Annotated in this window: 25 protein-coding genes; 12 read left to right on the forward strand and 13 right to left on the reverse strand. The window is 58.0% G+C overall.

The genetic code is table 11. The features are described from left to right. Nucleotides 1–129 precede the first annotated feature (129 nt). The 8 genes from IE087_RS09150 (at nt 130) to IE087_RS09185 (ending at nt 8404) form a co-directional block, all read left to right on the forward strand. Complete coding sequence (locus IE087_RS09150; protein ID WP_189369000.1) at nt 130–1419, forward strand: alpha/beta hydrolase family protein; 1290 nt, start codon at nt 130–132, stop codon at nt 1417–1419. Beyond that, a complete protein-coding gene (locus IE087_RS09155; protein WP_373296497.1) occupies nt 1416–2282 on the forward strand; it encodes an alpha/beta fold hydrolase in 867 nt (288 codons plus the stop codon). The genes IE087_RS09150 and IE087_RS09155 overlap by 4 nt, the downstream gene beginning before the upstream one ends. A gap of 63 nt (nt 2283–2345) precedes the next feature. After that, entirely contained in the window at nt 2346–3005 is a 660-nt protein-coding gene (locus tag IE087_RS09160; RefSeq protein ID WP_189369002.1) for an alpha/beta fold hydrolase, read from the forward strand. A gap of 133 nt (nt 3006–3138) precedes the next feature. Then, nucleotides 3139–3681 carry a hypothetical protein gene (locus IE087_RS09165; protein ID WP_229801318.1) on the forward strand — a complete coding sequence of 181 codons (543 nt, stop codon included), beginning with the start codon at nt 3139–3141 and terminating at the stop codon, nt 3679–3681. Nucleotides 3682–3855: 174 nt separating this feature from the next. Next, nucleotides 3856–5811 carry a DNA gyrase/topoisomerase IV subunit B gene (locus IE087_RS09170; RefSeq protein WP_189369004.1) on the forward strand — a complete coding sequence of 652 codons (1956 nt, stop codon included), beginning with the start codon at nt 3856–3858 and terminating at the stop codon, nt 5809–5811. A 29-nt stretch (nt 5812–5840) separates the two neighbouring features. Continuing rightward, nucleotides 5841–6728, forward strand: coding sequence for a hypothetical protein (locus IE087_RS09175; protein WP_189369005.1), 888 nt, complete (start codon nt 5841–5843; stop codon nt 6726–6728). A gap of 532 nt (nt 6729–7260) precedes the next feature. After that, the gene (locus IE087_RS09180) at nt 7261–7941 is read left to right on the forward strand and encodes a hypothetical protein (RefSeq protein WP_189369006.1); all 681 of its coding nucleotides are present in this window, start codon (nt 7261–7263) and stop codon (nt 7939–7941) included. Between the two features lie 28 nt (nt 7942–7969). Continuing rightward, nucleotides 7970–8404, forward strand: coding sequence for a DMT family transporter (locus IE087_RS09185; protein ID WP_189369007.1), 435 nt, complete (start codon nt 7970–7972; stop codon nt 8402–8404). Nucleotide 8405: 1 nt separating this feature from the next. On the opposite strand, the gene IE087_RS09190 is transcribed toward IE087_RS09185, so the two are convergent. The 6 genes from IE087_RS09190 to proS all read right to left on the reverse strand — a co-directional run bounded on the left by IE087_RS09190 (nt 8406) and on the right by proS (nt 14398). Then, entirely contained in the window at nt 8406–9392 is a 987-nt protein-coding gene (locus IE087_RS09190) for an Ldh family oxidoreductase (RefSeq protein ID WP_189369008.1), read from the reverse strand. A gap of 142 nt (nt 9393–9534) precedes the next feature. Then, entirely contained in the window at nt 9535–10221 is a 687-nt protein-coding gene (locus IE087_RS09195; RefSeq protein ID WP_189369009.1) for an ABC transporter ATP-binding protein, read from the reverse strand. Then, nucleotides 10214–11500: an ABC transporter permease gene (locus tag IE087_RS09200; RefSeq protein ID WP_189369010.1), complete on the reverse strand. Its 1287-nt coding sequence runs from the start codon at nt 11498–11500 to the stop codon at nt 10214–10216. Before IE087_RS09200 ends, IE087_RS09195 begins: the two co-directional genes overlap by 8 nt. 51 nt (nt 11501–11551) lie before the next feature. Next, a complete protein-coding gene (locus IE087_RS09205) occupies nt 11552–12055 on the reverse strand; it encodes a DUF2937 family protein (protein WP_189369011.1) in 504 nt (167 codons plus the stop codon). Continuing rightward, nucleotides 12052–13047, reverse strand: coding sequence for a serine hydrolase domain-containing protein (locus tag IE087_RS09210; RefSeq protein ID WP_189369012.1), 996 nt, complete (start codon nt 13045–13047; stop codon nt 12052–12054). The genes IE087_RS09205 and IE087_RS09210 overlap by 4 nt, the downstream gene beginning before the upstream one ends. A 13-nt stretch (nt 13048–13060) precedes the next feature. Then, nucleotides 13061–14398, reverse strand: a complete 1338-nt coding sequence (proS, locus tag IE087_RS09215) for a proline--tRNA ligase (RefSeq protein ID WP_189369013.1) — start codon at nt 14396–14398, stop codon at nt 13061–13063. A 227-nt stretch (nt 14399–14625) separates the two neighbouring features. Here proS and IE087_RS09220 point away from each other — a divergent pair, with 227 nt between their 5' ends. From IE087_RS09220 to IE087_RS09235, 4 genes are all read left to right on the forward strand, one after another. After that, nucleotides 14626–15705 carry an AI-2E family transporter gene (locus IE087_RS09220; RefSeq protein ID WP_189369014.1) on the forward strand — a complete coding sequence of 360 codons (1080 nt, stop codon included), beginning with the start codon at nt 14626–14628 and terminating at the stop codon, nt 15703–15705. Nucleotides 15706–15709: 4 nt separating this feature from the next. Continuing rightward, nucleotides 15710–16381, forward strand: a complete 672-nt coding sequence (locus tag IE087_RS09225; protein ID WP_189369015.1) for a P-loop NTPase family protein — start codon at nt 15710–15712, stop codon at nt 16379–16381. A gap of 51 nt (nt 16382–16432) precedes the next feature. Beyond that, a complete protein-coding gene (locus IE087_RS09230; protein ID WP_189369016.1) occupies nt 16433–18601 on the forward strand; it encodes an RNA degradosome polyphosphate kinase in 2169 nt (722 codons plus the stop codon). Nucleotides 18602–18727: 126 nt separating this feature from the next. Then, nucleotides 18728–20281: a Ppx/GppA family phosphatase gene (locus IE087_RS09235; RefSeq protein ID WP_189369017.1), complete on the forward strand. Its 1554-nt coding sequence runs from the start codon at nt 18728–18730 to the stop codon at nt 20279–20281. On the opposite strand, the gene IE087_RS09240 is transcribed toward IE087_RS09235, so the two are convergent. The 7 genes from IE087_RS09240 to IE087_RS09270 form a co-directional block, all read right to left on the reverse strand. After that, entirely contained in the window at nt 20278–20607 is a 330-nt protein-coding gene (locus IE087_RS09240; protein ID WP_229801319.1) for a hypothetical protein, read from the reverse strand. The two genes, IE087_RS09235 and IE087_RS09240, sit on opposite strands and share 4 nt — an antisense overlap. Before the next feature lie 52 nt (nt 20608–20659). Continuing rightward, on the reverse strand, nt 20660–21661 hold the full coding sequence (locus IE087_RS09245) for an endonuclease/exonuclease/phosphatase family protein (protein ID WP_189369019.1): 1002 nt from the start codon (nt 21659–21661) through the stop codon (nt 20660–20662). Beyond that, nucleotides 21661–22341: a molecular chaperone DjiA gene (locus IE087_RS09250; RefSeq protein WP_189369020.1), complete on the reverse strand. Its 681-nt coding sequence runs from the start codon at nt 22339–22341 to the stop codon at nt 21661–21663. The genes IE087_RS09245 and IE087_RS09250 overlap by 1 nt, the downstream gene beginning before the upstream one ends. Nucleotides 22342–22350: 9 nt before the next feature. After that, a complete protein-coding gene (locus IE087_RS09255) occupies nt 22351–22854 on the reverse strand; it encodes a GNAT family N-acetyltransferase (RefSeq protein WP_189369021.1) in 504 nt (167 codons plus the stop codon). Then, nucleotides 22851–23459, reverse strand: a complete 609-nt coding sequence (locus tag IE087_RS09260; protein ID WP_189369022.1) for a VOC family protein — start codon at nt 23457–23459, stop codon at nt 22851–22853. The genes IE087_RS09255 and IE087_RS09260 overlap by 4 nt, the downstream gene beginning before the upstream one ends. Nucleotides 23460–23617: 158 nt before the next feature. After that, the gene (gene scpA, locus IE087_RS09265) at nt 23618–25753 is read right to left on the reverse strand and encodes a methylmalonyl-CoA mutase (protein WP_189369023.1); all 2136 of its coding nucleotides are present in this window, start codon (nt 25751–25753) and stop codon (nt 23618–23620) included. Beyond that, complete coding sequence (locus IE087_RS09270) at nt 25716–26537, reverse strand: hypothetical protein (RefSeq protein WP_229801320.1); 822 nt, start codon at nt 26535–26537, stop codon at nt 25716–25718. The genes scpA and IE087_RS09270 overlap by 38 nt, the downstream gene beginning before the upstream one ends. Between the last annotated feature and the right edge of the window lie 160 nt (nt 26538–26697).

Here is a 26697-nt window from a genome sequence, read left to right on the forward strand (position 1 = left end):
CTTCATTTTGCGCAACCGCCCGCCCGAAGAGAAGGCGTTGCGACACAGATCAACACTTGCACCTCCGGGCGGCTCTGTCACAGTAGGGGATGCATTACCATAGGTTGAATCTATCCAAAGGATGCCGCTATGACTGTCTCACGTGCACTCGGTCCGGCACTTGCCGCAACCCTGACCGCAGCAGGTGCTTGGGCGAACTCGATTGACCAAGTTCGCCCGGATGCGCCAGAATTGGCAAAGTACGGTGCCTTCCCAATCGGTGTGCAAACCCTGGAAGTCACGATTCCCGACAGCATCGACGTCGTAAATGTGAAGGGCAAAACCATGCCCACTTATGATCGCCCGCTGACCCTGGAAGTCTGGTACCCGGCTGCGGAGGGAACCGAACCGGGCGGCACATACACCGCCATTCTGCGTGACGGTACAACCGAAGTAACACTGAACGGTCGTGCGGCGCGAGATGCGCAGCCTGCAAGCGGCAGCCGGTTTCCATTGGTGATCATCAGCCACGGGTATCCCGGGAACCGCTTCCTGCTGAGCCATTTGGGCGAAAACCTGGCATCCAAGGGCTATGTCACCGTATCGATTGATCATACGGACAGCACCTATTCCAACCAAGCCGCTTTTGGGTCGACCCTGTACAACCGTCCTTTGGATCAGGCTTTTGTCTTAGATCATATGGCCGAATTGCAGGGGTCACTGGGTGAGATCGTTGATGCGGATCACACCGGCGTCGTGGGCTATTCCATGGGTGGCTATGGTGCGTTGATCTTTGGCGGTGCCGGAGTCACGCAGGCCTCGACCGAGTTCAGCTGGGGTGCTCCAAATGATCTGCTGGAGGCACATCTGGCCATGTCCGAAAGTCACGAGGCACTAATGGACGATCGTGTCAAAGCGATCATCGCCATCGGGCCTTGGGGAAACAATGCAGGGTTCTGGGATACAAGCGGGGTAGCTGGCCTGCGCGTACCTACGATGTTCATGGCCGGCAGCGATGACGATGTGTCGGTCTATGATGCCATGCGCGAGCTCTTTGTTGGTGCTGTGGGTGCGGACCGTCATCTTTTGACGTTTGACTACGCCAATCACAACGCTGCGGCGCCCATCCCTGCCCCAAAGGAAAGCTGGGAGCCTGTTGACGGGCTCGATTTCCACCCCTTCGAGCACTACGCTGATGCGGTGTGGGATACGACCCGGATGAACAACATCGCGCAGCACTTCGCCACCGCGTTCTTTGATCTGCACCTCAAGAGTGATACGGCAAAGGCGGAGTATCTGGAGCTGGTACCGGATTCCCGCAATGGGCTGGTTGATCTTGATGAGGCCGGCAACCCGACCGAGGATCACACCTATTGGAAAGGCTTTGCGCCGCGCACTGCCAAGGGTCTGCGCTTCGAAACGCTGCCAAAGGGTCAATGATGGACGTTACCACACGCGATTTGGGCGGACATGACTTCACGGTGCGGTCATGGGGAGACCCAGCGCATCCGATGATTTTGATGCTGCACGGGTTTCCCGAATATGGCGGCGCGTGGGACGAAATCGCCACGCGCCTGTCCGACCGCTACTACTGCGTTGCCCCCGATCAACGCGGATATGGCGCCAGTTACGCCCCGAACGATATCGGGGAATACGCGACATCGAAGCTGGTTGGCGACATGGCGCACCTGATCGGGGACCGCGGTTCGGTCATCGTGATGGGCCATGATTGGGGCGCATCCGTTGCTTATGGTCTGGCCATGTTCCGGCCCGAGTTAGTGGCGCACCTGATCATTGCCAACGGTGTGCATCCAGTCCCCTTCCAGCGGGCGATGGCGGCAGGTGCTGCGCAGTCAGAGGCGTCGCAATACATCAACTTCCTGCGCAGCGCGGGGTCCGAGGATATGTTGTTGGCTGACGATTTCGGCAAACTTCTCAAGATGTTCTCGGCCAAGATGGACATGAGCTGGCTGGCAGGTGAGCGGCTGGAGGCCTACAAGGCTGCGTGGCGGCAATCCGGGCTGCGTGGCATGATCAACTGGTATCGCGCTTCCCCCCTGATCGTCGCCGATCCTGGCAAGCCGGTAGACATGCCAGACCTGCCCCTGGACCGGCTGCGTGTGACCTGTCCGCATCTGTTGATCTGGGCGGATGGCGACACGGCGTTGCTGCCCGTGTCGACCGAGGGTTTGGAAGAGTTTGCCCCGTCACTGACCCGCGCCCATGTGTCGGATGCTGACCATTGGCTGCTGCACCAACAGCCCGACGCCGTTGTGGAGATCGTAAACAACTGGCTTGGCTGATGTCTTCCCAAGTGGCTTTGACCGCGGCATAGTTGTCGCATTTCAAAGTACGGAGACATTTTCATGACCCATAGATATGATATCAAGCTGGCCGCAAAGATGGCCGAAGCCTCCTATAAAGGCAGAAGCAACGCCTCATTGGCGAACGCTTGGCGGGACGGTCTGGACGAAAATGATGTGCAGGCGATCTTCCTCAAGGGGGACATTCTGCTGATCCCCGGCTCCAATTCGGTGATGGACTACCTCAAGTACAATTTGCGGGTTCTGAACATCGGCGGCAAACGGTACCGGCTGGCTGACGATGACACTGAAAAAGGTGCGTCCGGCACGGTTTGGCATCAGGGTTTCCTGGCCCACGCCAAGGTGATCTTTGACTGGTTGGAGCGGAAAAACCACCGCCCGAAATACGTCATTGGTCATTCGTTGGGGGCCGCTGCGACGCAAATCCTTGTGCGTACCTATGGTGTGCCGGGCATCGCGTTTGCTGCCCCGCGCCCGCGACGTAATCGCGGTGCCATCAAGCATTCGAACCTGTGCCTGTGCATCAATCGGGACGATGACAGCGTGTGCGATCTGCCAGGATCGTTTCACCACATGGGTCATGTGCACAAGGCCCGCGCGCGCCGGTCCGTCTTTGGCCCGGATCACAGCATGAAGCATTACCGCAAGGTGATCGACGAACAGCAGACGGTGGGCAAACTCGGAGCACATTGGCCGGGATGAGCCACGATCGTGTTCACAGATCCCCGGCATATTGTCAGCGACCGGAAACCGCACAAGAGCGCTGGCGTGGAAGTAGCCACCCGCCAACCCGACCACGTCTCATCTCACGCTTAATTAACAAAAGGACCGAAACTTGAGACACTTCCCACTAACCATCATGCTGTTTTGCATTGGCACATCTGCATACGCACAGGACATTCGTTGGAAGCTCGAAACCTTTAAGTCCGGAGACTATGTCAGCATAGATCAGAGCCAGAACGGGCTGATCCACCATGTTTTCAGAGGCAAAGTGGGACCGTCCTTTGTTCTCGAGAGTTTTTCGGGGCCGGCCCCACAAGGCACACCAGTTTTTACAACGTACTTGGACAGGGATGGAAATCACGTTCGTTGGGTCAGAAAAGATGGGTTTGAGGTCGCATACACGCCGCACGATTGCAGCCGCACGCAAGGTCGTTGCCAATACACATCCATCGACACCGAGGGAAAACGGGAAGTTCGATTGCGGATAACCAAGCCAACCCGCAAAGGGTTCGCATTTGATGAATATGATGCCGACGGGAAACGTCTGTCTGGTGGTCGTTTTGCGCTGGATGGCCGCGGAACTGCGGGGAACGGGACGATCACCGGTAACCGAGGCACCAACAGGTATCGTCTTATCAGGCAAGTGTATCAGTGAAACTGTAGGGCACCGGAGGTTTCAGAGAGGAGGTGATCTGCAAGAAATGGCGGTTCGCCTGTTACCCGATTTGCTCACTACATCCATTTTTTGGACGATGGCAGTTCCGCTCGCCTCTTCCCTGCTTCCTACGGCTCTGGCATAGTGCGCTCCAACCAACAAAGAGCAGCTGCCATGTCCGATCTTCTTGCCGGGGCCAATGGGCCCTCTGACTACGATGCCTCCTCCATTCAGGTGCTCGAGGATATGGAGCACGTGCGCCTGCGCCCGGGCATGTATATCGGGGGCAAGGATGACCGCGCGCTGCATCACATGGTGGCTGAGATCATCGACAACTCGATGGACGAAGCGGTCGCGGGACATGCTACGTGGATCGAGGTCGAGCTGCACGATAACGGCCATGTGTCAGTGCGCGACAACGGGCGCGGCATTCCGACCGATCCTCACCCAAAGGACCCGTCAAAGAGCGCGCTTGAAATCATCTTTTGCACGCTGAACGCAGGCGGCAAGTTTTCCGGCGACAGTTACGAGACATCCGGCGGTCTGCACGGGGTTGGGTCATCCGTGGTGAACGCTCTGTCCGACCATTTGCGGGTCGAAGTGGCGCGCAATCGCGAACTGTCTGCCATGGAGTTTTCACGCGGTGTGCCGCAGGCGCCGTTGGCCAAGGTGGGTGCCGCCCCGAACCGGCGCGGCACTTCGGTCACGTTCCATCCGGATCCTGAAATCTTCGGCTCGCTCAAACTGAAACCTGCGCGCCTGTTCAAAATGGCGCGGTCCAAGGCATACCTGTTCTCGGGTGTGGAAATCCGCTGGAAGTCGGCCATTGCCGATGGGGACACGCCACAAGAGGCAACGTTTCACTTCCCCGGCGGTCTGGCCGACTACCTGACCGAAGCCATGGGCGGAGCGACCACTTATTCCGAAGCGCCCTTTGCCGGGTCGGTGTCGTTCGAGAAATTCAAGGTGCCAGGCAAGGTGGAATGGGCGATCAACTGGACGCCCAGCCGCGACGGGTTCATCCAATCCTACTGTAACACCGTGCCCACGCCCGAGGGTGGCACGCACGAGGCCGGGTTCTGGGCGGCGATCCTTAAAGGGATCAAAGCTTATGGCGACTTAGTGAACAACAAAAAGGCCGGCACGATCACGCGCGAAGACCTGATCACGGGGGCAGGCGCGCTGGTGTCGTGCTTTATTCGTGAACCTGAGTTCGTGGGTCAGACCAAAGATCGCCTTGCCACGGTTGAAGCACAGCGGATGGTCGAAAACTCGGTCCGCGACCACTTTGACAACTGGCTGGCCGCCGACACCAAGTCTGCCGGGGTCATCCTTGATTTCCTGGTTCTGCGCGCCGAAGAACGGCTGCGCAGAAGGGCCGAGAAAGAAACACAACGCAAATCCGCCACTAAGAAACTTCGGCTTCCCGGCAAATTGGTGGACTGCTCTTCATCAACACGCGATGGTACGGAATTATTCATTGTCGAGGGCGACAGTGCGGGGGGCTCGGCGAAAATGGCCCGGGATCGCAAGACCCAGGCGTTGCTGCCCCTGCGCGGCAAGATCCTGAACGTGCTAGGTGCGGCCTCGTCCAAGCTGGGGTCGAATGCCGAGATTTCGGATTTGACGCAGGCGCTTGGTGTGGGTCTGGGGGCCAAGTTCAACATTGATGATCTGCGCTATGACAAGGTTATCATCATGACCGACGCGGATGTGGATGGCGCGCATATCGCGGCGCTGTTGATGACGTTCTTTTACACCCAGATGCGACCGATGATTGATGCAGGGCATCTGTATCTGGCGTGCCCGCCCCTGTTCCGGCTGACGCAAGGGGCGCGCCGTGTCTATTGCCTGGACGAAGTTGAGAAGAATGAGTTGATGGAGAGCGGTCTGGGCGGCAAGGGCAAGATCGACGTGTCCCGCTTCAAGGGTCTGGGCGAGATGGACGCGAAGGACCTGAAAGACACCACCATGAACCCGGCGACGCGCAAGCTGATCCGCGTGTCGATTGACGAGGATGAACCCGGTGAGACCGGGGACCTTGTGGAGCGTTTGATGGGCAAGAAGCCGGAGATGCGGTTTCAGTATATTCAAGAAAATGCTAGATTTGTAGAAGAATTGGATGTGTAGTGTATCGGCGTATTTAGCCGAGACCATTCATGATTGAGTTTTTCAAAGAAAAAATCGAACCCGTATTAACACCAATCGCATCACTGCTTACCGTTGTATCCATCGTGGTTGCAGGCGCTTTTTGGATATCGAACCTACAAACGCGAGTGAATACTTTGGAAGAGCTCGTGCGTGATGCACGGCTGAACTCGGTCGCCGAAGAAAAAACCATAGCCATTGCTGACATCAATCAACGCGCAGGTGAGGTTTTTGATGCATTTACAAGCAAGGAAGTCGAGATACGTGGTCTCACAGCCAAAATTGACACCAACTATTCCAGCACTCTCGAACGCATCAATGCAGCTGAAAATCAGCTGAGGGAGGAACAGGAGGCCAACTTGAACACGTTCCAGGTTCAATTGAGAAACGAGATTTCGCTGAGCGAAGCCCGTTTCAATACGTTAATCGTTCAAAAGAGCCAGGAGTTCTTGTCCGAGATCGAAGCGATCACGGAAATCAAATCTCAAGTTGAGACAACGGCCTCAAAGGCTGAACAGACTGTGTCTGGAATAGAAACACAACAGAAAGAGCTTGCGGAAAGAGTCCAAGACTTCGAGGCGCTTATTCGCACCTATCAGAAGTTTTCCGAAGACAGAATTGACGAAGCGGCTCACCCAGATCGTTCCATTCTGTTTCTGGCTTCAGATGAAAGGTGCCCAACTCATTTTAGTGAATATGCCAGAACACTGTTCTACGTTTACGAAGATGATCTTCCACGCGTTGATTCAGACAAAAGCTTCCTGGCCGAATCCACATTTGACTTTGGGATTCGGAGCGTCAACGGACAAAAAAGTATTGGGTTTGTAAATCCACGAGCAAGCGGTCAGACCCGTTCGTATGACGCATATCAGATCAAAACCTGCATCAAGACCGGTTAAAAAGCGGAGGCTTTCGCCTCCGCTACTACTCGATACACGAAGCGGAGCACATCTTTATCCGCTTCGTCTTTTATATGCCCGCATCAGGTTAAGGACCCTTTACCCAACAAAGGCGCTTTCTGGGCGTTCAAAGGGCGGCGGGGGCCGCATGTGTTAAAGGGGGAACCAAAGAGGCCCTCCGCCGCGCTGCTCCATCCCCGGGACGTCCAGAAGACCGAGGCTGGAACCCTTTTAAACCGTGGTGCCGACGATGACCCACAAGCTCATCATGGCAGCAAATCCAAACACGGTTGGAATGATAACCTTTTCCATATCTACTCTCCTTTCCAGGCAGGCCGGGAACACGTGAGTGGTGGCCTGCGGTGCAGTCCGCGAGGGTGATCCCCGCGATGATGAGAAAGACGTGGGTGCGACAACCTGACACAAAAACCCCCTGCCCCATCACCTCTGATCACGGAGATGCGACAACGGCGCGAGGATCCACGCGGTTTCAAGCCTTGATCCCGCCCCCGTTCTGCCCCCTACTGCGGACATGATTTTACGCCTGTTTCTGATCCTGACCCTGTTGGCCGCATGTGGCCGTCCGTTGACCGATGCCGAGCGTGAATTTGCGAGCACCATCCATGGCGATCAGTTGAACACGGACCGTGTGCGCTTGATTGACGGCGCACCGACCCGCGCCGTCACGTTCAAGCGCAAGGCGCGGCCCCGGACCACCTGCCGGGAACGCATCCTGCCGCCACCAACCACGGACGTCATCACGGCCAAGCCCGCAGCCGTGGCCCTCTGGCAGAACGTGCTGTTCGACAAGGACTGGTATCTGGACGATTACGTGCCCGCCTACCCGGACGAGATCAACCTGATTGCCGCCATGCTGTTAGCCCATGAACTGACCCATGTGTGGCAATGGCAGAACCGCGAGGTGACCGGATATTCCCCGCTCAAGGCCGCGCGCGAGCATCGGTTCAGCGACGATCCCTATCTTTTTGACGTGTCAGCGGACCGGAAATTCCTGGATTTCGGATTTGAACAGCAAGGCTCCATCGTAGAAGAATTCGTGTGCTGCCGTGCGCTGGACCCGCAAGGCGGACGCACACAGCGTCTGCATGCCTTGATATCGCAGGCGATGCCCGTATCCCCCCTTCCGCAATCCCGGCAGCACGATGTCCGCCTGCCATGGGATGGTGTACAGGTGAATGGAATTTGTGCCTGACCCAAGACCAAATGATGGAGGTGCCGGAATGGCCCAATATGCCGTGATCATGCTTTTGGCCGGTATCGGCATCCCGATCCTGGCCGCGCTGAATGCTGCGCTTGGCACGCGCTTGGGCAGTCCAGCCGCAGCCGCAACGGTGCTGTTTGTCATCGCCTTTGGCACGGCGGTGGTCGTTTTTGTACTGACGGGCGCGCAGGGTATGTCCAAGCTATCCGCCGCGCCGAAACATCTGTTGCTCGCCGGTGTTCTGATCGCGTTCTATGTACTGAGCATCACCTATATCGCCCCGCATTTTGGCATCGGGAACGCTGTTTTCTTTGTTCTGTTGGGCCAATTGATTTCGGCCGCCGCGATCGACCATTTCGGGTTATTCGGCGCGCAGGCAACGTCTCTGGGACTGGCGCGCATAGGGGGCATCGCCCTTATGGCGGTGGGCGTCTGGTTAACCCAACTGGCCTGAGCTAGCCCGAGATACCGGCCAACTCTTGCGCTTGGGCCCATGCTGTCGGGTCAACGTCCACCGGATCAGCCAGAACACGGTTTTGCCCGGGCATCCGACCTGCGCTGTCTTCGGCGAGGAACGCTTCGAACTGCGCAAGGCGATCCGTAAAGGCACCGGATGTGCTGGGGTCGATCAGGATGTAATATTGCCCGAGGTCATGGGGTGGCCCTTCGGGCGCTTTCAGAGGCTTCACCTCCCGGCTGAGCACACCACCTGTCAGACCGGCGGTCAGCAACTCGACCATCAGTCCAAAGCCCCAGCCTTTGTATCCGCCGGTCGACACGAGCGACCCGGCCAGAGCGGCCTCAGGGTCCGTTGTCGGGTTGCCATTTGCATCAAGCGCCCATCCTTCCGGGATGGCTTCACCTGCGGCCTTGGCCATGGTGATTTTGCCCAAGGCAACCGTTGTGGTCGACTGGTCGAACTGCATGGAAAGACCGCCCTTTCCGTCAGGAACGGAAAACGCAATCGGGTTAGTTCCGATCATACGCGTTTTGCCGCCAGGAGGTGCCACAATGGGCGATGCATTGGTCATGCCCAAGCCAATCAACCCGGCCTGCGCGATCTGTTCCGTAAAGTATCCCAATGCGGTGCACGTATGCGCGTGACCGATGGCTAGGCTTGCAATGCCAAATTGCCGCGCTGCATCCAAGGCCGGTGCCAATCCGTATGCAAAAGCGGGTTGAGCAAACCCCATTAAAGCATCCACATGGATGGCAGCAGGGCGCGGCGCGGTCACAACTGGCACGGCGTCGCCTTTGACGCGCCCTGTGCGCAGTTGCTGACAATAGCTTTCCAGATAATAGAGGCCGCAAATTCGGTTCCCAGACGCTTCGGCCTGTGCGACTGCACGCGCCACTTCTGCCGCCGGAAAGGCCGCTGCGCCATGCGCCATCAGTGCCGCTTGCACCGTGCGCTCAATCTCTGCCGTGGATATCTCCGGCATTGTTCTTCTATCCCCCCACGGTCATTGCCGCGAGGTCAAGAAAGAGCAAACCGGAACGCAGCCGTCAAGCTGCGGATTTCGTATCAGGTCAGGAAAACCATTTTGAGAGATGTGATCGGTCGTTCAGATCATGGAAGAAAGGTCAAGAAAGAGCAGCTAAATGGCCTGCGTCCAGACGGACTGTGCGATCCATGCGTGCAGCAAGATCGAAATTGTGCGTTGCAATCAGCGCAGACAGCCCCGTGTCCCGCACAAGTGACATCAGTGCATCAAAAACCTGATCAGACGTCGCGGGGTCGAGATTGCCAGTCGGTTCGTCCGCCAGCAGCAGGGCTGGCGCATTGGCCAGAGCACGACAAAAGGCGACGCGCTGTTGTTCTCCGCCAGACAATTCTGCAGGGCGGTGCGTCGCGCGATCAGCCACCCCAACCTTTTCAAGAAGGGACAGCGCACGCGCCTCTGCATCCGCCTTGGAAATGCCCGCCGCCAATTGGGGCAACGCAATGTTTTCGATAGCTGAGAATTCGGGCAACAGATGGTGAAACTGATAGATAAACCCCACATCGGCACGGCGAGCCAGAGTTCTAAGCCGATCTGATTGGCCGGTCATATTCTGACCATTCAAGGTGACGTTCCCGGCATCAGGCGTGTCCAACATGCCTGCGATGTGCAATAGAGTCGATTTCCCGGCTCCCGAGGGCGCAACGAGGGCAACGACCTCACCCCGTTTCAGATCAAGGTCCACACCGCGCAGGACATCCACCTGCCCGGGCAGGCCCGCATTGTAGGTTTTGGTGATGCCACTGAGGGACAGAACGTGATCATTCATAGCGCAGCGCCTCGACCGGGTTCATGCGCGCAGCACGTCGCGCCGGGAACAGGGTGACAAGCCAGCTCAGCGTCAGGCTCAGTGCCGCAGCGGACAGCACGTCGCCCGCGGACAGGACAGCTGATGGGAAGATGAAACCGCGGCCTTCCAGATCGGTGACACCGTTGCCCGTCAACGTATTCACGAGGCGGTAGACATGTTCGATATTGGCGGAAAAGAGCGCCCCCAACACGATGCCCAGGATGGTGCCAACAGTGCCGACCCATGCCCCGCACAGGAAGAAGATTCGCAGGATTGAACCCTGGCTCAGCCCCATTGTGCGCAAGATACCGATGTCGCGCCCCTTGTTCTTGACCAGCATGATCAGCCCCGACACGATATTGAGTGCGGCGATCAGGACGACAATGGCGAGCACGATGAAGATCGCATTGTTTTGCAGCTCAAGTGCGCGCAGCATCCCGCCAAACCTGTCCTGCCACGTCCAGCTATAGGCCCGGTCGCCTGCCACGCCGCGCAGTGCGTCCACCACCGGCGTCAGGTCTTCGGGATCGGCGAGGCGCAGGTCGATCTGGTCCACCACGCCTTCGCGGTTGAAAAAGCTTTGGGATTCAGCCAGCGGGAGGTAGATGCGGGACTGGTCCATGAAGGGTTGGCCGGTGGAAAAGATATAGACCACCTCATAGGCCGAAATACGGGGCGTGATGCCAAGTGCGGTCCGCGCCCCATCGGGTGAGATCAGTTTGACCCGGTCGCCGATACCCACGCGCAGTTGCGAGGCAAGCTGCGATCCCACAGCTATGCCTTCGTCAAAGCGGTCAAGCGAGCCCTGTTGCCCCTCGGCACTTGCCACAAGCGGGTATTCGAGAAGATCGGCGCGACTGATCCCGTAGACATCCGCTGGCGCATTGCTGCCCCGAAAGCTGCCCATGACCTGGGCACGGACCAGCGGTGCTGCATCGGTGACACCTGACAGTGCCTCGATGCCGGGCAGGATGTCGTTGTAGTTGGGGATGGTGGTATCTGGCGCGCGCCCTTCCTCTTGCACCGCGACGTAGCGCAGTTCGATATGGGCATTTCCGCCCAGCATCGCGTCAACGAAATCCGCACGCAGACCGGCGCGCACCGCAAGGGTGGCCACAAGCGCGAAAACGGCCAGCGTAATGCCGATCAGGCTGATCCACGTCATGGTGCTCACCCCGCCTTCGGCCCGACGGGCGCGCAGATAGCGCCATGCGATCATCCACTCGAAAGGGGCAAAGGGGGCTGTGGGTTTGGCCATTTACGGCTCCTGCTCGGGTTCAGGGAGATGTGGCGGGGTCCGTCCCCGAGGTCAAGTCCCGCGCGCAGGTTGCCGCCGTCCAAAGGGCCATAGCAGGAGCTTGAGCGCCGCCCAAACCGTCAGGAGTCCGGCAAAAAGACCGGTTGTGGCAAAGATGCCCCCCGCCATCGTCAGAGGCACCGCCGGTTCGAAACTGGACAGCGCGGCGGCGGCCACTTCGGTATCTCTTGACCGCGCCACGTAATACGTGCGCAAGAGCGGCCCGGCGCCGTTCAGGGTGATCAGGTCCATTTGCAACTGATCATAGCGCGCAAACGTGCGGGTCATGTCCGCCCTTCTACGATCCAGAAAGGCTGTACCGTGCATCTGCGCCAGGGCTGCCGTGCGGGTCAGCCCTTCGGCCTGGGCCGACGCATCGAAATCAGCCACCACTTCTGAAAGCGCATCCACAGCACCGCCAAGGCGTTGCCGATATTGTTGCGAAAATTCGGGCAGTTGCGATGCCAGCGCGCCACCAAACAGACCACCCGCAAGCACAATAGCGCGCAGGATCATGGACGCTTTCCGTAGACAGCAGCGCTGAGCGCCGCGTCCAGCCCCCCCATGGCATCACCGTCGACACATTGATCATACAGGGCAATCACACTGACTTTGCCCTCCCAGATGACCGCGAAGCTCCCGATGTTCAGGCGCCCGGGAAAACACAAGGCACCAAAATGCCAGAAGTTGAAACTGTCCTGATAGGGACGGAACACCATGCCCATGCCGTAATAAGCACCGCCGCCCAGCGCGACATGTGGCAAGTCAAACGGATCACGGGCAACCCGGCTGCCCGGCCCAAAATGGGTCTGAAGAAACGAAAGGTACCCTTCGGCATCTGACACCAACCCTCCCCAGGGTTGGAACATGCCTGTAACTGCGCCGGGCTGAATGCTGGCCGGCAAGTCCAGCACGTCACTGCATGCATCGAAATAGGACATGTCGGTGACGTGCTCGATCACGAGCGCCAGCAAGGCGTAGTTTTCGTTGTTGTAGAAATATTCACCAACAGTGGCAGTTTGTTCGGGCCGCGCGTTGACCAGATCCAGCACCTGTGTACTGAAGTGGCTGTGCTCCGCCCCAGCCTGACCTAACCATCCGAACATGGCAAATTGAGTGACATCCGGGGCGAGCCCGGACGTATGTGTGACCAGTTCGCCCACCGTCACGTCCGGTGCAGGATTAACGAAGTCCCGCAGAGAGTCGGACCAGTCAAGACGCCCCTGATCAACCAGATGAAGAGCGCACACGGCCGTTACGGACTTCGATACACTAGCGAGTTCTGCAGACTTGTCCGCCGCACCGTCATAAGCATCGACAATCCAACCGTAGTCCGCCTGAAACACGCCTGACGCCATACTGCCGGATGCATCTTGCGCAGCAAGCCAGTCCGCAAATGCGGCTTCAAGGTTACGATGCTTGTATGCCGGCGTTGTTTCATCCCCGCTTGCAAGCGCGGGCAGCGCTATTGACGCCGCACATAAGATCAATCTGAAAAGAGCCTGCATTTGCATCAGGTTACTACAACCCCGCGTAAATCTCCGCCACTTTCTTCACTGCTTCTTCTGGCGGCAACTCTTCGCTTTCGCCTGTCCGGCGCGACGTGAGTTCCACAACACCATTCTTGAGGCCGCGCGGCCCAACCGTGATCCGCCATGGTAGACCGATCAGGTCCATGGTAGCAAACTTGCCCCCTGCCCGTTCGTTGCGATCGTCATAGAGTGGCTCAAGCCCCAGTGCCGTTAGGCTGGCATAGAGCGCGTCGCAGGCGGCGTCCGCCTCGGCATCGCCCTGTTTCAGGTTAACGATCCCGCAGTGGAAGGGCGTCACGCCTTCGGGCCAGATGATGCCGTTGTCATCATGGCTGGCTTCGATGATTGCACCCAGCAAGCGGCTGACCCCGATCCCGTGCGACCCCATGTGGACCGGCACCTGTTTGCCATCCGGGCCTTGCACGACCGCGTTCATCGCCTCGGAATACTTGGTGCCGAAGTAGAAGATTTGCCCGACTTCGATCCCACGCGCTACGCGGCGGCGTTCTTCAGGGATTTCGTTGAACAGCGCCTCTTCATGGGTTTCATCAGTGCGGGCATATTTCGAAGTAAACTCCTCCATGATCGCAGCACATTGTTCGACACTGTCATAGTCGATGTCCCGATCGCCAAAGGTCAGATCGGTGACCGCGCTGTCGTAAAACACCTCACTCTCGCCCGTGTCGGCCAACACTAGGAACTCATGCGTGTCATCGCCGCCAATCGGACCACTGTCCGCGCGCATTGGAATGGCCTGCAGCCCCATCCGTTCGTAAGTGCGCAGGTAGCTGACCAGGTGACGGTTGTAGGCGTGCAGCGCATCCTCTTTTGTCAGGTCAAAATTGTACCCATCCTTCATGAAGAATTCGCGGCCCCGCATCACACCAAAGCGCGGCCGGATTTCATCCCGAAACTTCCACTGGATTTGATAGAGCGTCAGCGGCAAGTCCTTGTAGCTGCCCACATGGGCACGGAAAATGTCTGTAATCAACTCTTCGGCCGTGGGCGTAAACAGCATGTCGCGATCGTGGCGATCCTTGATGCGCAGCATCTCGGCACCATAGGCGTCATAGCGTCCACTTTCCCGCCACAAATCCGCCGACTGGATCGTGGGCATCAGCATCGGCATGTGACCGGCGCGCACCTGTTCTTCGTGCACGATATCCTCGAGCTTGCGCAGCACTTTGAAGCCCAGAGGCAGCCACGAATAGATGCCCGCGCTGGATTGCTTGATCATGCCCGCGCGCAGCATCAGGCGGTGGCTGACGATCTGCGCCTCGCTGGGGTTTTCCTTTAGCACGGGCAGAAAATAACGGCTCAAACGCATATGTGCGCTCCCTCACAAGATTTCGTCCTGATTAGGACAAAGGCGGCACACCCGCAACGGCCCTTCCGCAGGCCACCAGCATTCCACCAGATAGAGCCAGGGCGGACCCATCGTTTCAGGCCTTGCCGGATCGGGAGTGATGTTTTGACCTGCGAAGCGAACATAGCCCCCTTGAAGAAGCCAACAAAACTCCGCATCAGTTAGGGCAAGCAATGATTGGACTGTAGATGGCACTGCCCGTTGGTGATCAACTTAAGTATTGGGGAATTGCAGCCGCGATTTTCTTTCTACTTCTCTATGCGCTCGGAGATCAGCTTCTTCCCTTCTTCCTTGGCGCTGCGATCGCATATTTTCTGGACCCCGTCGCGGACTGGCTTGAGGCGCATGGGTTCAGCCGTGCCATAGCGACCGCGATCATAACCATCGGTGCAATCATCGTCTTTGTTGTTCTTGCGCTACTCGTGATCCCGACACTGATCGAACAGGCCATCCAGCTGTTTAACGCCGTTCCGCAGCTTGCTCGTGACCTGGGCGCATTCCTGACCGAGCGTTTCCCCAGCCTGCTTGATGAAACATCGACGGTACGCCAAAGCTTGAATTCCCTGGGTCAGACGATTTCCGAACGCGGTGGCCAGCTGCTTGAGACGGCCCTCACGTCGGCTGCCAGCCTGATCAACGTCATCGTCCTGTTTGTCATCGTGCCTGTGGTCGCAGTGTACCTGTTGCTGGATTGGGACAGGATGATTGCCCGCGTTGACGAGCTACTGCCGCGCGATCATGCCCCCGTGATCCGTCGCCTTGCTGGAGAGGTGGACAAGACTCTTGCCGGTTTCATCAGAGGAATGGGAACCGTCTGCCTGATCCTGGGCGCCTACTATGCCATCGCGCTGATGCTGATTGGTTTGCAGTTTGGTCTGGTCGTGGGGTTTGTTGCAGGCCTTCTCACATTCATACCCTATGTTGGCGCTCTGGTTGGGGGGTGTCTTGCCGTGGGTTTGGCCCTTTTCCAGTTCTGGGGAGAATGGTGGTGGATCGTCGCGGTCGCCGTTGTGTTCCAGATCGGCCAGATCGCCGAGGGCAACTTCCTGACCCCCAAACTTGTGGGCAACAGCGTCGGTCTGCATCCGGTATGGTTGATCCTTTCACTCTCTGTATTTGGCGCGCTGTTTGGCTTTGTAGGCATGTTGGTCGCGGTACCAATGGCAGCCGCACTGGGTGTCCTGGTTCGCTTCGTGATCGAGCAATATCGCGGCAGCCGCCTCTACACCGGCATCAGTGGTGCATCCAAATCGGAGGCCGAGGACTAGTCCAATGGCCGAACAACTTGGATTTGACCTGCCCGTGCGTGTTGCGCTGGGGCGCGACGATTTTCTTGTCGCACCATCCAATGCGGTCGCATTGTCGATGGTCGATGCGTGGCGGAATTGGCCACTCGACAAACTCGTCCTGACGGGACCCGAGGGTTCTGGCAAAACCCACCTGACCCATGTGTGGGCCGCAGACAGCGGTGCGCGCATCATTTCGGCGAGCAAGCTGGAAGACAAGGATATCGAAGCGCTTTTTAACGGACCCGTCGCTGTCGAAGACGTTGACCAGATAGCGCGAGACATGGACCAGCAAACCGCGTTGTTTCACTTGCACAATGCATTGCAGGCAGCAGGCCATCCGCTTTTGATGACAGGGGTGATTGCCCCCAATCTGTGGCGTTTGTCTCTGCCTGATCTGCAAAGCCGCGTGGATGCGGCGGGACATGCAGCCCTTGATCCACCGGATGACAGCCTGCTTGGTGCGGTTCTGGCCAAGCTCTTTTCCGATCGTCAACTGACGCCGCGCGCCGATGTGATCCCCTATCTCGTGACACACATGGAACGTAGCTTTGCTGCTGCCCGTCGCATCGTTGCCGACATTGATGGCGCAAGTCTTGCGCAGAAAAAGCCCATTACACGAAACCTTGCGTCCGGGTGTCTGGACAATCAGGTGTGATCCGGCGGATAGTGTCACCCATCCTTTACACTCCGCCGACATAACCCGCGCATGACGAACGCCGATTTCCTCGGCTCGGACTTTCCCGAGCCTGTTTCCTTGCCAGACCTGGATACAACCGGCCCCGGCCGTTTCTTCAATCGTGAGCTCAGCTGGTTGGGATTCAATTGGCGCGTTCTGGAAGAGGCCGAGAACCCACGCGTTCCGCTGCTGGAACGGTTGCGCTTCTTGTCGATTAGCGCGGGCAACCTTGACGAATTCTACACCGTTCGGGTGGCCGGTCTGCGTGAACTGTCCATCGCAGGCAACACGACGCCAGCGGCCGATGGTCTGACACCCGCCGAGCAGCTGGTTCTCATCAACGAAAACGCGCGTCAGTTGATCCTGCGGCAAACCCGGGTTCTGGCCGACCTAAAGGCCGAAATGGAAGAGCGCGCGATCTCTATTCTGACGGCCGACGATCTGACACCCACTGACACCAAGTATCTGTCCGAGGTGTTTCTGAACCGTGTCTTTGCTGTCTTGTCGCCACTCGCGATCGACCCGGCCCATCCCTTTCCATTCATCCCGAACACGGGTCATGCCCTCGCCCTTCAGCTTGAACGGGTCAAGGACAAGCGCCCCCTGCAGGCGTTGCTGCCCATTCCGGGGCAGATTGACCGGTTTGTCGCGTTGCCCGGTGAGGGGCATCGTTTTTTGCCGCTTGAAGAACTGCTGGTCCTCAATATCCCAAGCCTGTTTCCGGGCTACAAGCTGAAGTCCCACTTTGGCTTCCGGGTCCTGCGTGACAGCGATCTGGAAGTCGAGGAAGAGGCAGAGGATCTGGTCCGCGAATTCGAGGTTGCCCTCAAACGCCGCCGCCGAGGCGAAGTGGTGCGGCTTACTCATACGGCAGGTGCTCCCAAAGCCCTCAAAGCAGTCATCATGGAAGAATTGGGCGTCAGCGACGCCGAGGTTATTGAGGTCGAGGGCATGCTGGGTATGTCTGACCTGAGTGAGCTGGTGCTTGATGATCGGCCCGACCTGCTCTGGCCATCCTTTACTCCGCGTGTACCGGAACGGGTCACCGATTTCGAGGGGGATATGCTGACAGCAATCCGCCAAAAGGACATGTTGCTGCACCACCCTTACGAAACCTTCGACATGGTTGTGCGCTTCCTTCAACAGGCTGCGCGGGACCCGAATGTCGTCGCGATCAAACAGACGCTCTACCGAACGTCCAAGAAGTCCCCCATCGTCGAAGCACTGTGCGAGGCGGCAGAAGACGGCAAATCCGTCACCGCGCTGGTCGAGTTGAAAGCCCGCTTCGACGAAGCGGCCAACATCCGTCAGTCTCGCCGACTAGAACGTGCTGGTGCCCACGTCGTTTACGGTTTTCTCGACCTCAAAACCCATGCCAAGATCAGCACCGTGGTCCGGCGCGAAGGCAAAGAGCTGGTCACCTATACCCATTACGGCACGGGCAACTACCACCCAATCACGGCCCGCATCTATACCGACCTGTCGCTGTTTACCTGCGATGCCAAGTTGGGGCGCGATGCCACCAAGGTGTTCAACTATCTCAGTGGCTATGCCCCGCCCGAAGGGCTGGACAACCTTGCCATTTCCCCAACGACCCTGAAACCGCGGCTTCTGGAAATGATTGCTGCAGAGGCTGAGCATGCCCGCGCGGGCAAACCCGCGGAAATCTGGGCCAAGATGAATTCACTGATTGATAGCGAGGTGATCGACGCGCTCTATGCAGCCAGTCAGGCAGGCGTGAAAATCAGCTTGGTGATCCGGGGCATCTGCGGCCTGCGCCCAGGCATCAAGGGGTTTTCTGACAACATCCGGGTGAAATCCATTGTCGGTCGTTTCCTCGAACACAGCCGCATTGTCTGTTTTGGCAATGGTCACGGCCTGCCCTCGAAAAAGGCGCGCGTGTTCATCTCATCTGCGGACTGGATGGGGCGCAACCTGAACCGCCGCGTCGAAACGCTTGTGGAAATCGAAAACAACACCGTCAAAGCCCAGATTGTAAGCCAGATCATGGCAGCGAACCTGGCCGATGTTGCACAAAGCTGGATCATGGCCGCGGACGGCACATTTAAGCGGCCGGAATTGCCAGCCGGCACCTTCGCGTTCAACTGCCACAGGTTCTTCATGGAGAACCCGTCTCTTTCGGGAAGGGGATCAGCAGGCGCGGCTGATGTACCAAAGTTGACACACACCGAAGATTGACGCCGCCTGGGTCGGTGGGTGGGCACATTTTGGCGCCAGCCAAAACAGAGCCGCACAACCGACCAGATCATTGACCCACGCCACAGGCTGGTCCATCAACGGACAAACAGATGCCACGGGGGGTCCATGAACGTTTCTGTTTCGCCAGAGCACGGCGATGGCAGCCTCTTTGGGCGCCCGCTCTTTGATGACCCGTCAGTCCGTGCGTTGTCACGTGTGGGTGTCGTCGATGTGGGGTCAAACTCCGTTCGGCTTGTTGTGTTTGATGGGGCTGCCCGATCCCCTGCATACTTTTACAATGAAAAGATCATGTGTGCACTTGGCGCAGGGCTATCGGACTCAGGACATCTGAACCCGGAAGGCCGGGTGCGCGCGTTGGAGGCGCTTCGGCGCTTTCAGCGCCTCGCCGAAGGCATGGGGTTGTCCGATTTGTCCGTGGTTGCGACGGCCGCAGTAAGGGATGCAACCGACGGACCCGATTTCTGTGCCGACGTCCTTCGGGAGACCGGGCTGCACGTTCGCGTCATTGACGGTCGTGAAGAGGCACGACTGTCTGCACAAGGCGTGCTTCTGGGCTGGCCCGGTTCCTACGGCCTCGTTTGCGATATCGGCGGCTCTTCGATGGAATTGGCTGAAATCTCGGATGGTATCGTGGGCAGACGGGTCACGTCTGACCTTGGGCCCTTGAAACTGCAAACTGTAAAAGGCGGAAAGAAAGGGCGGCGTAACCACATCAAGGCCGCTATGGAACACCTGAAGACGGAAATGGGACCACAACGCGACCGCCTGTTTCTTGTCGGCGGGTCATGGCGGGCGATTGCGCGCGTTGACATGCACAGACGTGGCTACCCATTGAACGTGCTTCACGAATACCGGATGTCGCCGCAATCGGTTCAACGCACCGCAAAATACATCAAGGAACATGACAACCATGAAGCCTTGCGGGGTGCGTGCGGTATCTCATCCGCCCGGATGGCTCTTGTGCCATTGGCCGCCGAAGTTCTTGCCCGATTGGTCAAAACCTTCCGTCCTCAGGACATTGCCGTATCCAGTTACGGCATCCGTGAAGGTATGCTCTATGAACAAATGCCCCAACGTTTGCGTGACCGTGATCCCTTGATCGAAGCCTGCCGCTTTGCCGAAGCCAAGGACGCGCGCATGCCGGGTTTCGGCAAGTTACTGTACCAATTCATCGAGCCCATATTCAAATCAGCACCCCTGCCTCGCAAGCGGCTGATCAAGGCCGCCTGCCTGCTCCATGACGTCAGTTGGCGTGCGCATCCTGATTATCGGGCCGAGGTTTGTTTCGACAATGCAACCCGCGCCAATCTTGGCGGTCTCAAACACTCCGAGCGTATCTTTTTGGGCCTCGCCCTCTTGCACCGCTACACCAACAAACGTGAAGGCACCCATTTCGAAGAGCTATACGACCTGATTGACCAAAAAATGCAACGCGAAGCCGAGGTTCTGGGTAAGGCCATGCGTTTCGGTGCAATGCTGTGGATGGAAAAAGACGCCGAACGGGGTGAATTCAGATGGTTCCCGAAGAAAAGAGAACTGGAGCTGCGCCTGTCCCCAGATGCCATGCCTCTGTTTGGCGAGGTGGCCGAGGCGCGCTTGAATTCGCTTGCCTCGTCCCTAAACGCCAGTGTCATCGTTAAAAAGCGGCGACGGTCCTAGATGTCGATCTGATTGTCTGCGTCAGGTTCACTCTCGAGTTCCTGAGGTGTTTTGCGCCGGATAATGATATCGCCGTTTTCCAGAAGTTCGGGCGGGTGGTAAACACTCCAATCCTCAACCTCTTCCAGAAGGTTGCGCAACGCCGGACCCATCTGCGACGTGAACTCGCGCAGCGCCGGACCAAACTCCTCAGCCATATCCTGTAGCCCGTCCATGGCAGGCTCCATCTCGCGCATCAGCCCTTCCATCAACATTTGCGCGCCGCGTTCCATCAACGAAAGACCCTGCTCTTGTTCATCGTCTTGCGCCGAAACCAAAGTGGTCATCGCGAGCAGGCAAAGGGCAGCAGCTATCTGTTTCATAGGCCTCATATGGGCACTATAGCACGATATCCAAGCTCACCGGAAAATGATCGGACGCGGTAACAAGGGCATCGCGCAATGCAGGCTGTTCCCAACACGCCGGATCATCAAGCGGGTGCCAGATACGCCAAACTGGTTCGCGCCCAGTCAGATCGGGCGAGATCATGATGTAATCCAGCAGCGCCTGAAGAAACCGTTGTTCCGGCCTGATCCAGAAGCGGGCTGTTGTCGGCGTCGCGCCCAATCGGCGTTGCAAAGCCTGCCTTGCATGCGGATCAAAAAGCGCAGTTTCGCCATCCCCCATGATGATTTCGACCGAAGAGCGTCCAAACAGGTTCTCGTACTCATCCAGTCCCGGGCCGTCGTTCAAATCGCCCATCAGGATCACCGGATGCCCATCCGCCAGCAAACCGTCGACACGCGCGCGCATCCAAATGGCCTGTGCCAACTGTTTGCGCCGGTTCGCAATCGAGATGCGCATGACCTCGTCCCGATTGTTGGCGCCGTGTGGGGCTTTGGATTTCAAATGAGCCCCGATCATGCGCAACGACAAGCCTTGGACCGTCTCAACTTCAAGCTCCAGAGGAGGCTTGGAAAAAACAACCTCGTCCTGGGTCGCATCAATATCCAGGTCGATCCTAAAGCGTTCGTTGAAGCGAGGCGCATCCTGATGGATCAACGGATCGTGCAAAACTGTCAAAACATCGGGGTCATATAGCAAAGCAATCTCTTGCTGCGTGTCATTCGAAAAGCCGATAACGGCCTCACGGGCGCGCAAACTTGCAAAACTGGCAAAGTTCTTGAGTGCCTGTACCGTGTCCCGGTTCCGACTGTTGTCGGGGGCTTCGATGATCATCACTGCATCTGCATCAAGGGCTTGGAACACCATGCGCAAAGCATCCGTTTGCGCCGTGCGGGTGACATCATAGCGTGATGACCATCCGGTGTCGTTCAGAAGCGCGCCCTCATCATTGAAAAGGCTGTTCATCCACTCGACGTTATAAGTTGCAAAACGCATTAACTGCTGCTGCCCAAGATTTCTTCCCAAGCGCGATTGATGTCGATCATACGCTTTTCAGCCAATCGTACAGCCTCTTCGGGAACACCGCGGGCCATCATGGCATCGGGATGGTTTTCACGGACCAGCTTGCGCCACGCCTGGCGGATGTCTTCGAGTGCCCAATCCGGATGAACGCCAAGGACCGAGTAAGGGTCGGGCGTCGCATCTGGAACAAAGCGTGCCCGCAATGCACGGAAATCAGCGTCCGAAATATCAAAGATATGCGCCACCTCTTCGAGGAACGCGTCTTCGTTCGGGTGATAGAACCCGTCCGCCATTGCAATGTGGAACAAGCCTTCGATCAAGTCGGTCAGCGTTTCGGGCTGGCTTGAGAACATCGCGTGGATACGCGTGGCATAATCTTCGAAGCCCGCCACGTCCTGTCGTGCAAGGTTGAACACTTTGGCCGCGCCCGCTTCGTCCTTGGCCGCGATATGGAACACTTCGCGAAAAGCTGTGACCTCGTCCCGCGTCACTTGCCCATCCGCCTTGGCCATCTTCGCCCCAAGCGCAATCACCGCAATGGCAAAGGCCACACTGCGTTCGGGGGGCGCGCGCAATTTGTCGAACACCTCGGCCAGGCTTTCACCTGCGGTCAGCGCTGCCAGCGCATCTGATATGCGGGCCCAGAGGGACATTCGTTGAACCTATACACTATCCCGCGACTTGGCGCTGGCACTCTCCGTCGCACCCAGTTGTTTCTGCATAAGGATCAGATCCAGCCAGCGACCGCCCTTGCGCCCCACCTCGGGCATTTCAGCAACCGTGTCGTAGCCCATGGCTTTGTGAAATGCGGCCGCCTCCTGGTTTTCACTGCTGATCGCTGCCACCATCACATGATGGCCGGCGTCTCCTGCCTGGCCTTCCAAAGCGGACAGCAACCTTTTGCCCTGGCCCTTGCCGCGCGCATGTTTCGCGAGAAAGATGGTGTGCTCCACCGTCGCAACATAGCCCAGACCTCTGCGAAACGCGCCATAGGTCGCAAACCCACCTTGGTCCGGAAGCACCAGAAATACACGATCGCGGATCATCGCTTCGATCTCGGGCACCGTTTTGAGTGTCGTGGTGAACGTTATGTGCGTGTGGGCAATAACATCGTTCCAGATGTCTGCAATCCAGCTTGCATCGTCTGGTGCAGCGTCTCGGATCACAGCGAACGCGCGCCGTTCGGGGTGTCAAAGGTAGCGTGCAGAGCAACGGGCCCAACCTCAACCGAGACCCGGTCATCTGTCAAATGGTGCGCAAGTATCGCTGCAAATGCATCGCCATTGGGATGTACCAGAGTGAAACGGCGCAGCCGAACGCCGGTCGGTTTCAGGTTTGTAGCCGGGTGTACGCCCTTAGGCCACTCGATCAGGGCAGGCCACAAGTTGTCAAATGGGGTTGTGCCGTCAGCCGACACGGCCATGCGCCATGACAAGGCGTCGCGGCGGACCCCCACCGGCGATCCCGCACCATCCGGCATGTCCGCAAGGGCAGCATCCATATCCTCGACCGAACAAGCCCAATTGGACAGGGCCGCATCGCCCGCATACCGGTCCAGATCGTACCAGCGCGGGCGCGTGGGTGCGGGCACCGCTGGATTCGGCGCGATGGCCTCAAGATAAAGACCATCCTCCAGTCCCATCAGCGCGTTGTGCGTCTGAAACACTGCATGTGCCCCGCCGGGCTGCATGGAGACGCCCAGCGCATCCTCGACACGGGCGCGGGCCGCGTCCAGATCGGTTGATCCAACAACAAGATGGTCGAACAGCACGGGGGCCTCCTGCTCCAAGCTTTCATGCGCTGCACATCGGGTCCTGAAACGCGAGGTACCGCGGTCCAGCCTATAGAACTGAAGAGGCCCCGATGGTCAACGCACACTGCTACCAGAGATGGAAGACGAGCTGCCGAGATTCAGGCAGCCCGCAAGCATCAGGCAGCGGCCTCGTCACCACGCAGGATGTTCAGAATGTGTTGTGCAGCATCCGGAATATTTGTGCCGGGTCCAAAGATTGCCTTGACGCCCGCATCGTAGAGGTACTGGTAGTCCTGCTGCGGGATTACGCCGCCACAGATTACGATGATATCTTCTGCCCCCGCGTCCTTCAAAGCCTGCACCAATTGCGGGGCGAGCGTTTTGTGTCCCGCAGCCTGAGACGAGATGCCAACCACGTGCACATCGTTGTCAACGGCATCTTGTGCAGCCTCGGCAGGCGTCTGGAACAGCGGGCCGACATCGACGTCAAAGCCAATATCCGCGAAGGCGGTGGCGATCACTTTGGCACCACGATCATGCCCGTCCTGGCCCATCTTCACCACCAGCATCCGGGGGCGACGACCTTCGGCCTCGGCAAAATCCTCGACCGATTTCTGGATGGCGGCAAAGCCTTCGTCGCCCTCGTAGGCGGCCCCATACACACCAGCGAGCGTCTTGACCTCTGCCCGGTGGCGCCCGAACTCTTTTTCCATTGCCATGCTGATTTCTCCCACCGTTGCACGTGCCCGCGCGGCTTCGACTGCGGCCTCCAACAGATTGCCGTCCGCTGCAGCAACCGCACTCAGGGTCCTAAGGGCCGCTTGGCACGCCTCTTCATCCCGCTTGGCCCGAATGCGGGTCAGGCGCGCAATCTGACTATCGCGCACAGCGGCGTTATCGATGTCGAGGATGTCAATCTCGTCTTCTTTTTCGAGGCGGAACTTGTTGACGCCCACGATCACCTCGTCACCGCGATCAATCATCGCCTGACGCTTGGCAGCGGCTTCCTCGATCCGCAACTTGGGCATACCGGAGCCGACGGCTTTGGTCATGCCGCCCATTTCCTCAACCTCTTCGATCAGCTTCCAGGCTTCCTCGGCAAGATCATGGGTCAGCTTTTCGACGTAGTAGGACCCGGCCAGCGGATCGACCACATTGGTCACACCGGTTTCATTTTGCAGGATCAATTGTGTGTTGCGCGCAATCCGGCTGGAAAACTGCGTGGGCAACGCGATGGCTTCGTCAAAGCTGTTGGTGTGTAATGATTGTGTGCCACCCAACACGGCGCTCATCGCCTCGAACGCGGTGCGGACCACGTTGTTGTATGGGTCCTGCTCCTGCAGGCTTACGCCGCTGGTCTGGCAGTGGGTGCGCAACATGGAGGACTTGGGGTTCTTCGGTTCGAACTCGGACATGATGCGGTGCCAGAGCAGACGTGCAGCCCGCAGCTTGGCCGCTTCCATGAAAAAGTTCATGCCGATGGCAAAGAAGAATGACAAACGGCCTGCGAACTTGTCGACATCCATGCCGCGTGCGATGGCCGCGCGCACGTATTCACGACCGTCAGCGAGGGTGAAGGCAAGCTCCTGCACCAGGTTCGCGCCAGCCTCCTGCATGTGGTAACCGGAGATGCTGATCGAGTTGAACTTGGGCATCTCATTGGACGTATATTCGATGATATCCGCAATGATCCGCATGCTAGGTTCAGGCGGATAGATGTAGGTGTTGCGCACCATGAACTCTTTGAGAATGTCGTTCTGAATGGTGCCTGACAGCAAGGCTTTGTCCACGCCCTGCTCTTCACCCGCCACGATGAAACTTGCGAGGATCGGGATTACCGCACCGTTCATTGTCATGGACACTGACACCTTTTCGAGCGGGATACCGTCGAACAGGATTTTCATGTCTTCCACACTGTCGATGGCGACGCCTGCCTTGCCAACGTCCCCGACAACCCGCTCGTGGTCGCTGTCATAGCCGCGGTGCGTCGCCAGATCGAACGCCACTGATACACCCTGTTGCCCCGCATCCAGAGCGCGACGGTAAAAGGCGTTGGATTCCTCGGCTGTGGAGAACCCTGCATATTGCCGGATAGTCCATGGGCGACCCGCATACATGGTCGCCTTGACACCACGGGTGAACGGAGCCTGACCTGGAATGGTACCCAGATGATCTACACCAGCCAGATCCTCTTCAGTGTAGATCGGGGCAACGTTGATCCCTTCGAGCGTTTCCCACGTCAGGTCATCGACTGGACGGCCACGCAGTTCGCCTTCAGCCAGGTTCTGCCAATCGTCTTTCTTGGTCGTCATGTCCTTGTCCTCTTGTCAGCGGACCATGCGGCAGGGTTTGCCCCGCTCCTCTTTGGCCCAAATCCTCTGTCAGTGTTGCCAGTCCGTCGCCACCAGCGGTGAGCCAGTGTATGTCGTCCAGATATGCCTCGCGCAGCGCTGCTGCCGCGGCTGGGTCAAAAGGTGCCCATTTGTTTAATGGCCCACCGATCACATCTTGATGCTCACCGCGCTCGGCAATTATGCCGCGTAGCTCTTGCAAAGTGGGCGAGCGATTTGCCCATATCTCCGCCGCATTTCGTGGGCCACCAAGGCCTGTCGTCGCCAGGAACATAGCGTCAGGACGGCCCGATGTACGCTCGAACGGCACAACAACAAGCTTGGCGTCTGGCACCGCACAGGCCACATCAGAAACGACGTCTCGCCATGTTCGTGGACTATTCGCAATGCGGTTCATGTGATCTGGATCGGGCATCGAATGCCCGCGCGTGACGCAGAAAGCCGCGGCAGATCTCCAATAGTGACTCAGTTCGCGTACAGAAAGCACGACCGTATCGATCCGCCCATCAAATGCCGCCGCAGTCCGCGACATCCGTTCACCCACATCATCATAAAGAGACAGGTTGCGCAGATTACGCCGCATCATGCCCAGCATGTTTTCCTCGGACACAATCAGGGTCTTGATCCCATTGCGTTCAGACTTGTCCATTTGCAACATAATGCGCCCGCGTGCGCGCCGTGCTGCTTCGGGTCCAACTCCGGGCTCAGGCTGGATGCCCGCGAACAGGCCTTTGCGCGTTCGCATAGGGCCCCAAAAACCGATACGTCGCGTGCGCATGAAATCCGAATTTTTTCGAATATAGGCCTGAAAAGATGTTGTTCCGGTGCGATGCGCTCCGATATGCAAGATGACTTTCATGCCAGTTTTACCCTTCACCATAGTCGCGCATCGCGGGGTTAACCCC

Source organism: Tateyamaria omphalii (genome assembly GCF_014651375.1).
Classification (GTDB): domain Bacteria; phylum Pseudomonadota; class Alphaproteobacteria; order Rhodobacterales; family Rhodobacteraceae; genus Tateyamaria; species Tateyamaria omphalii.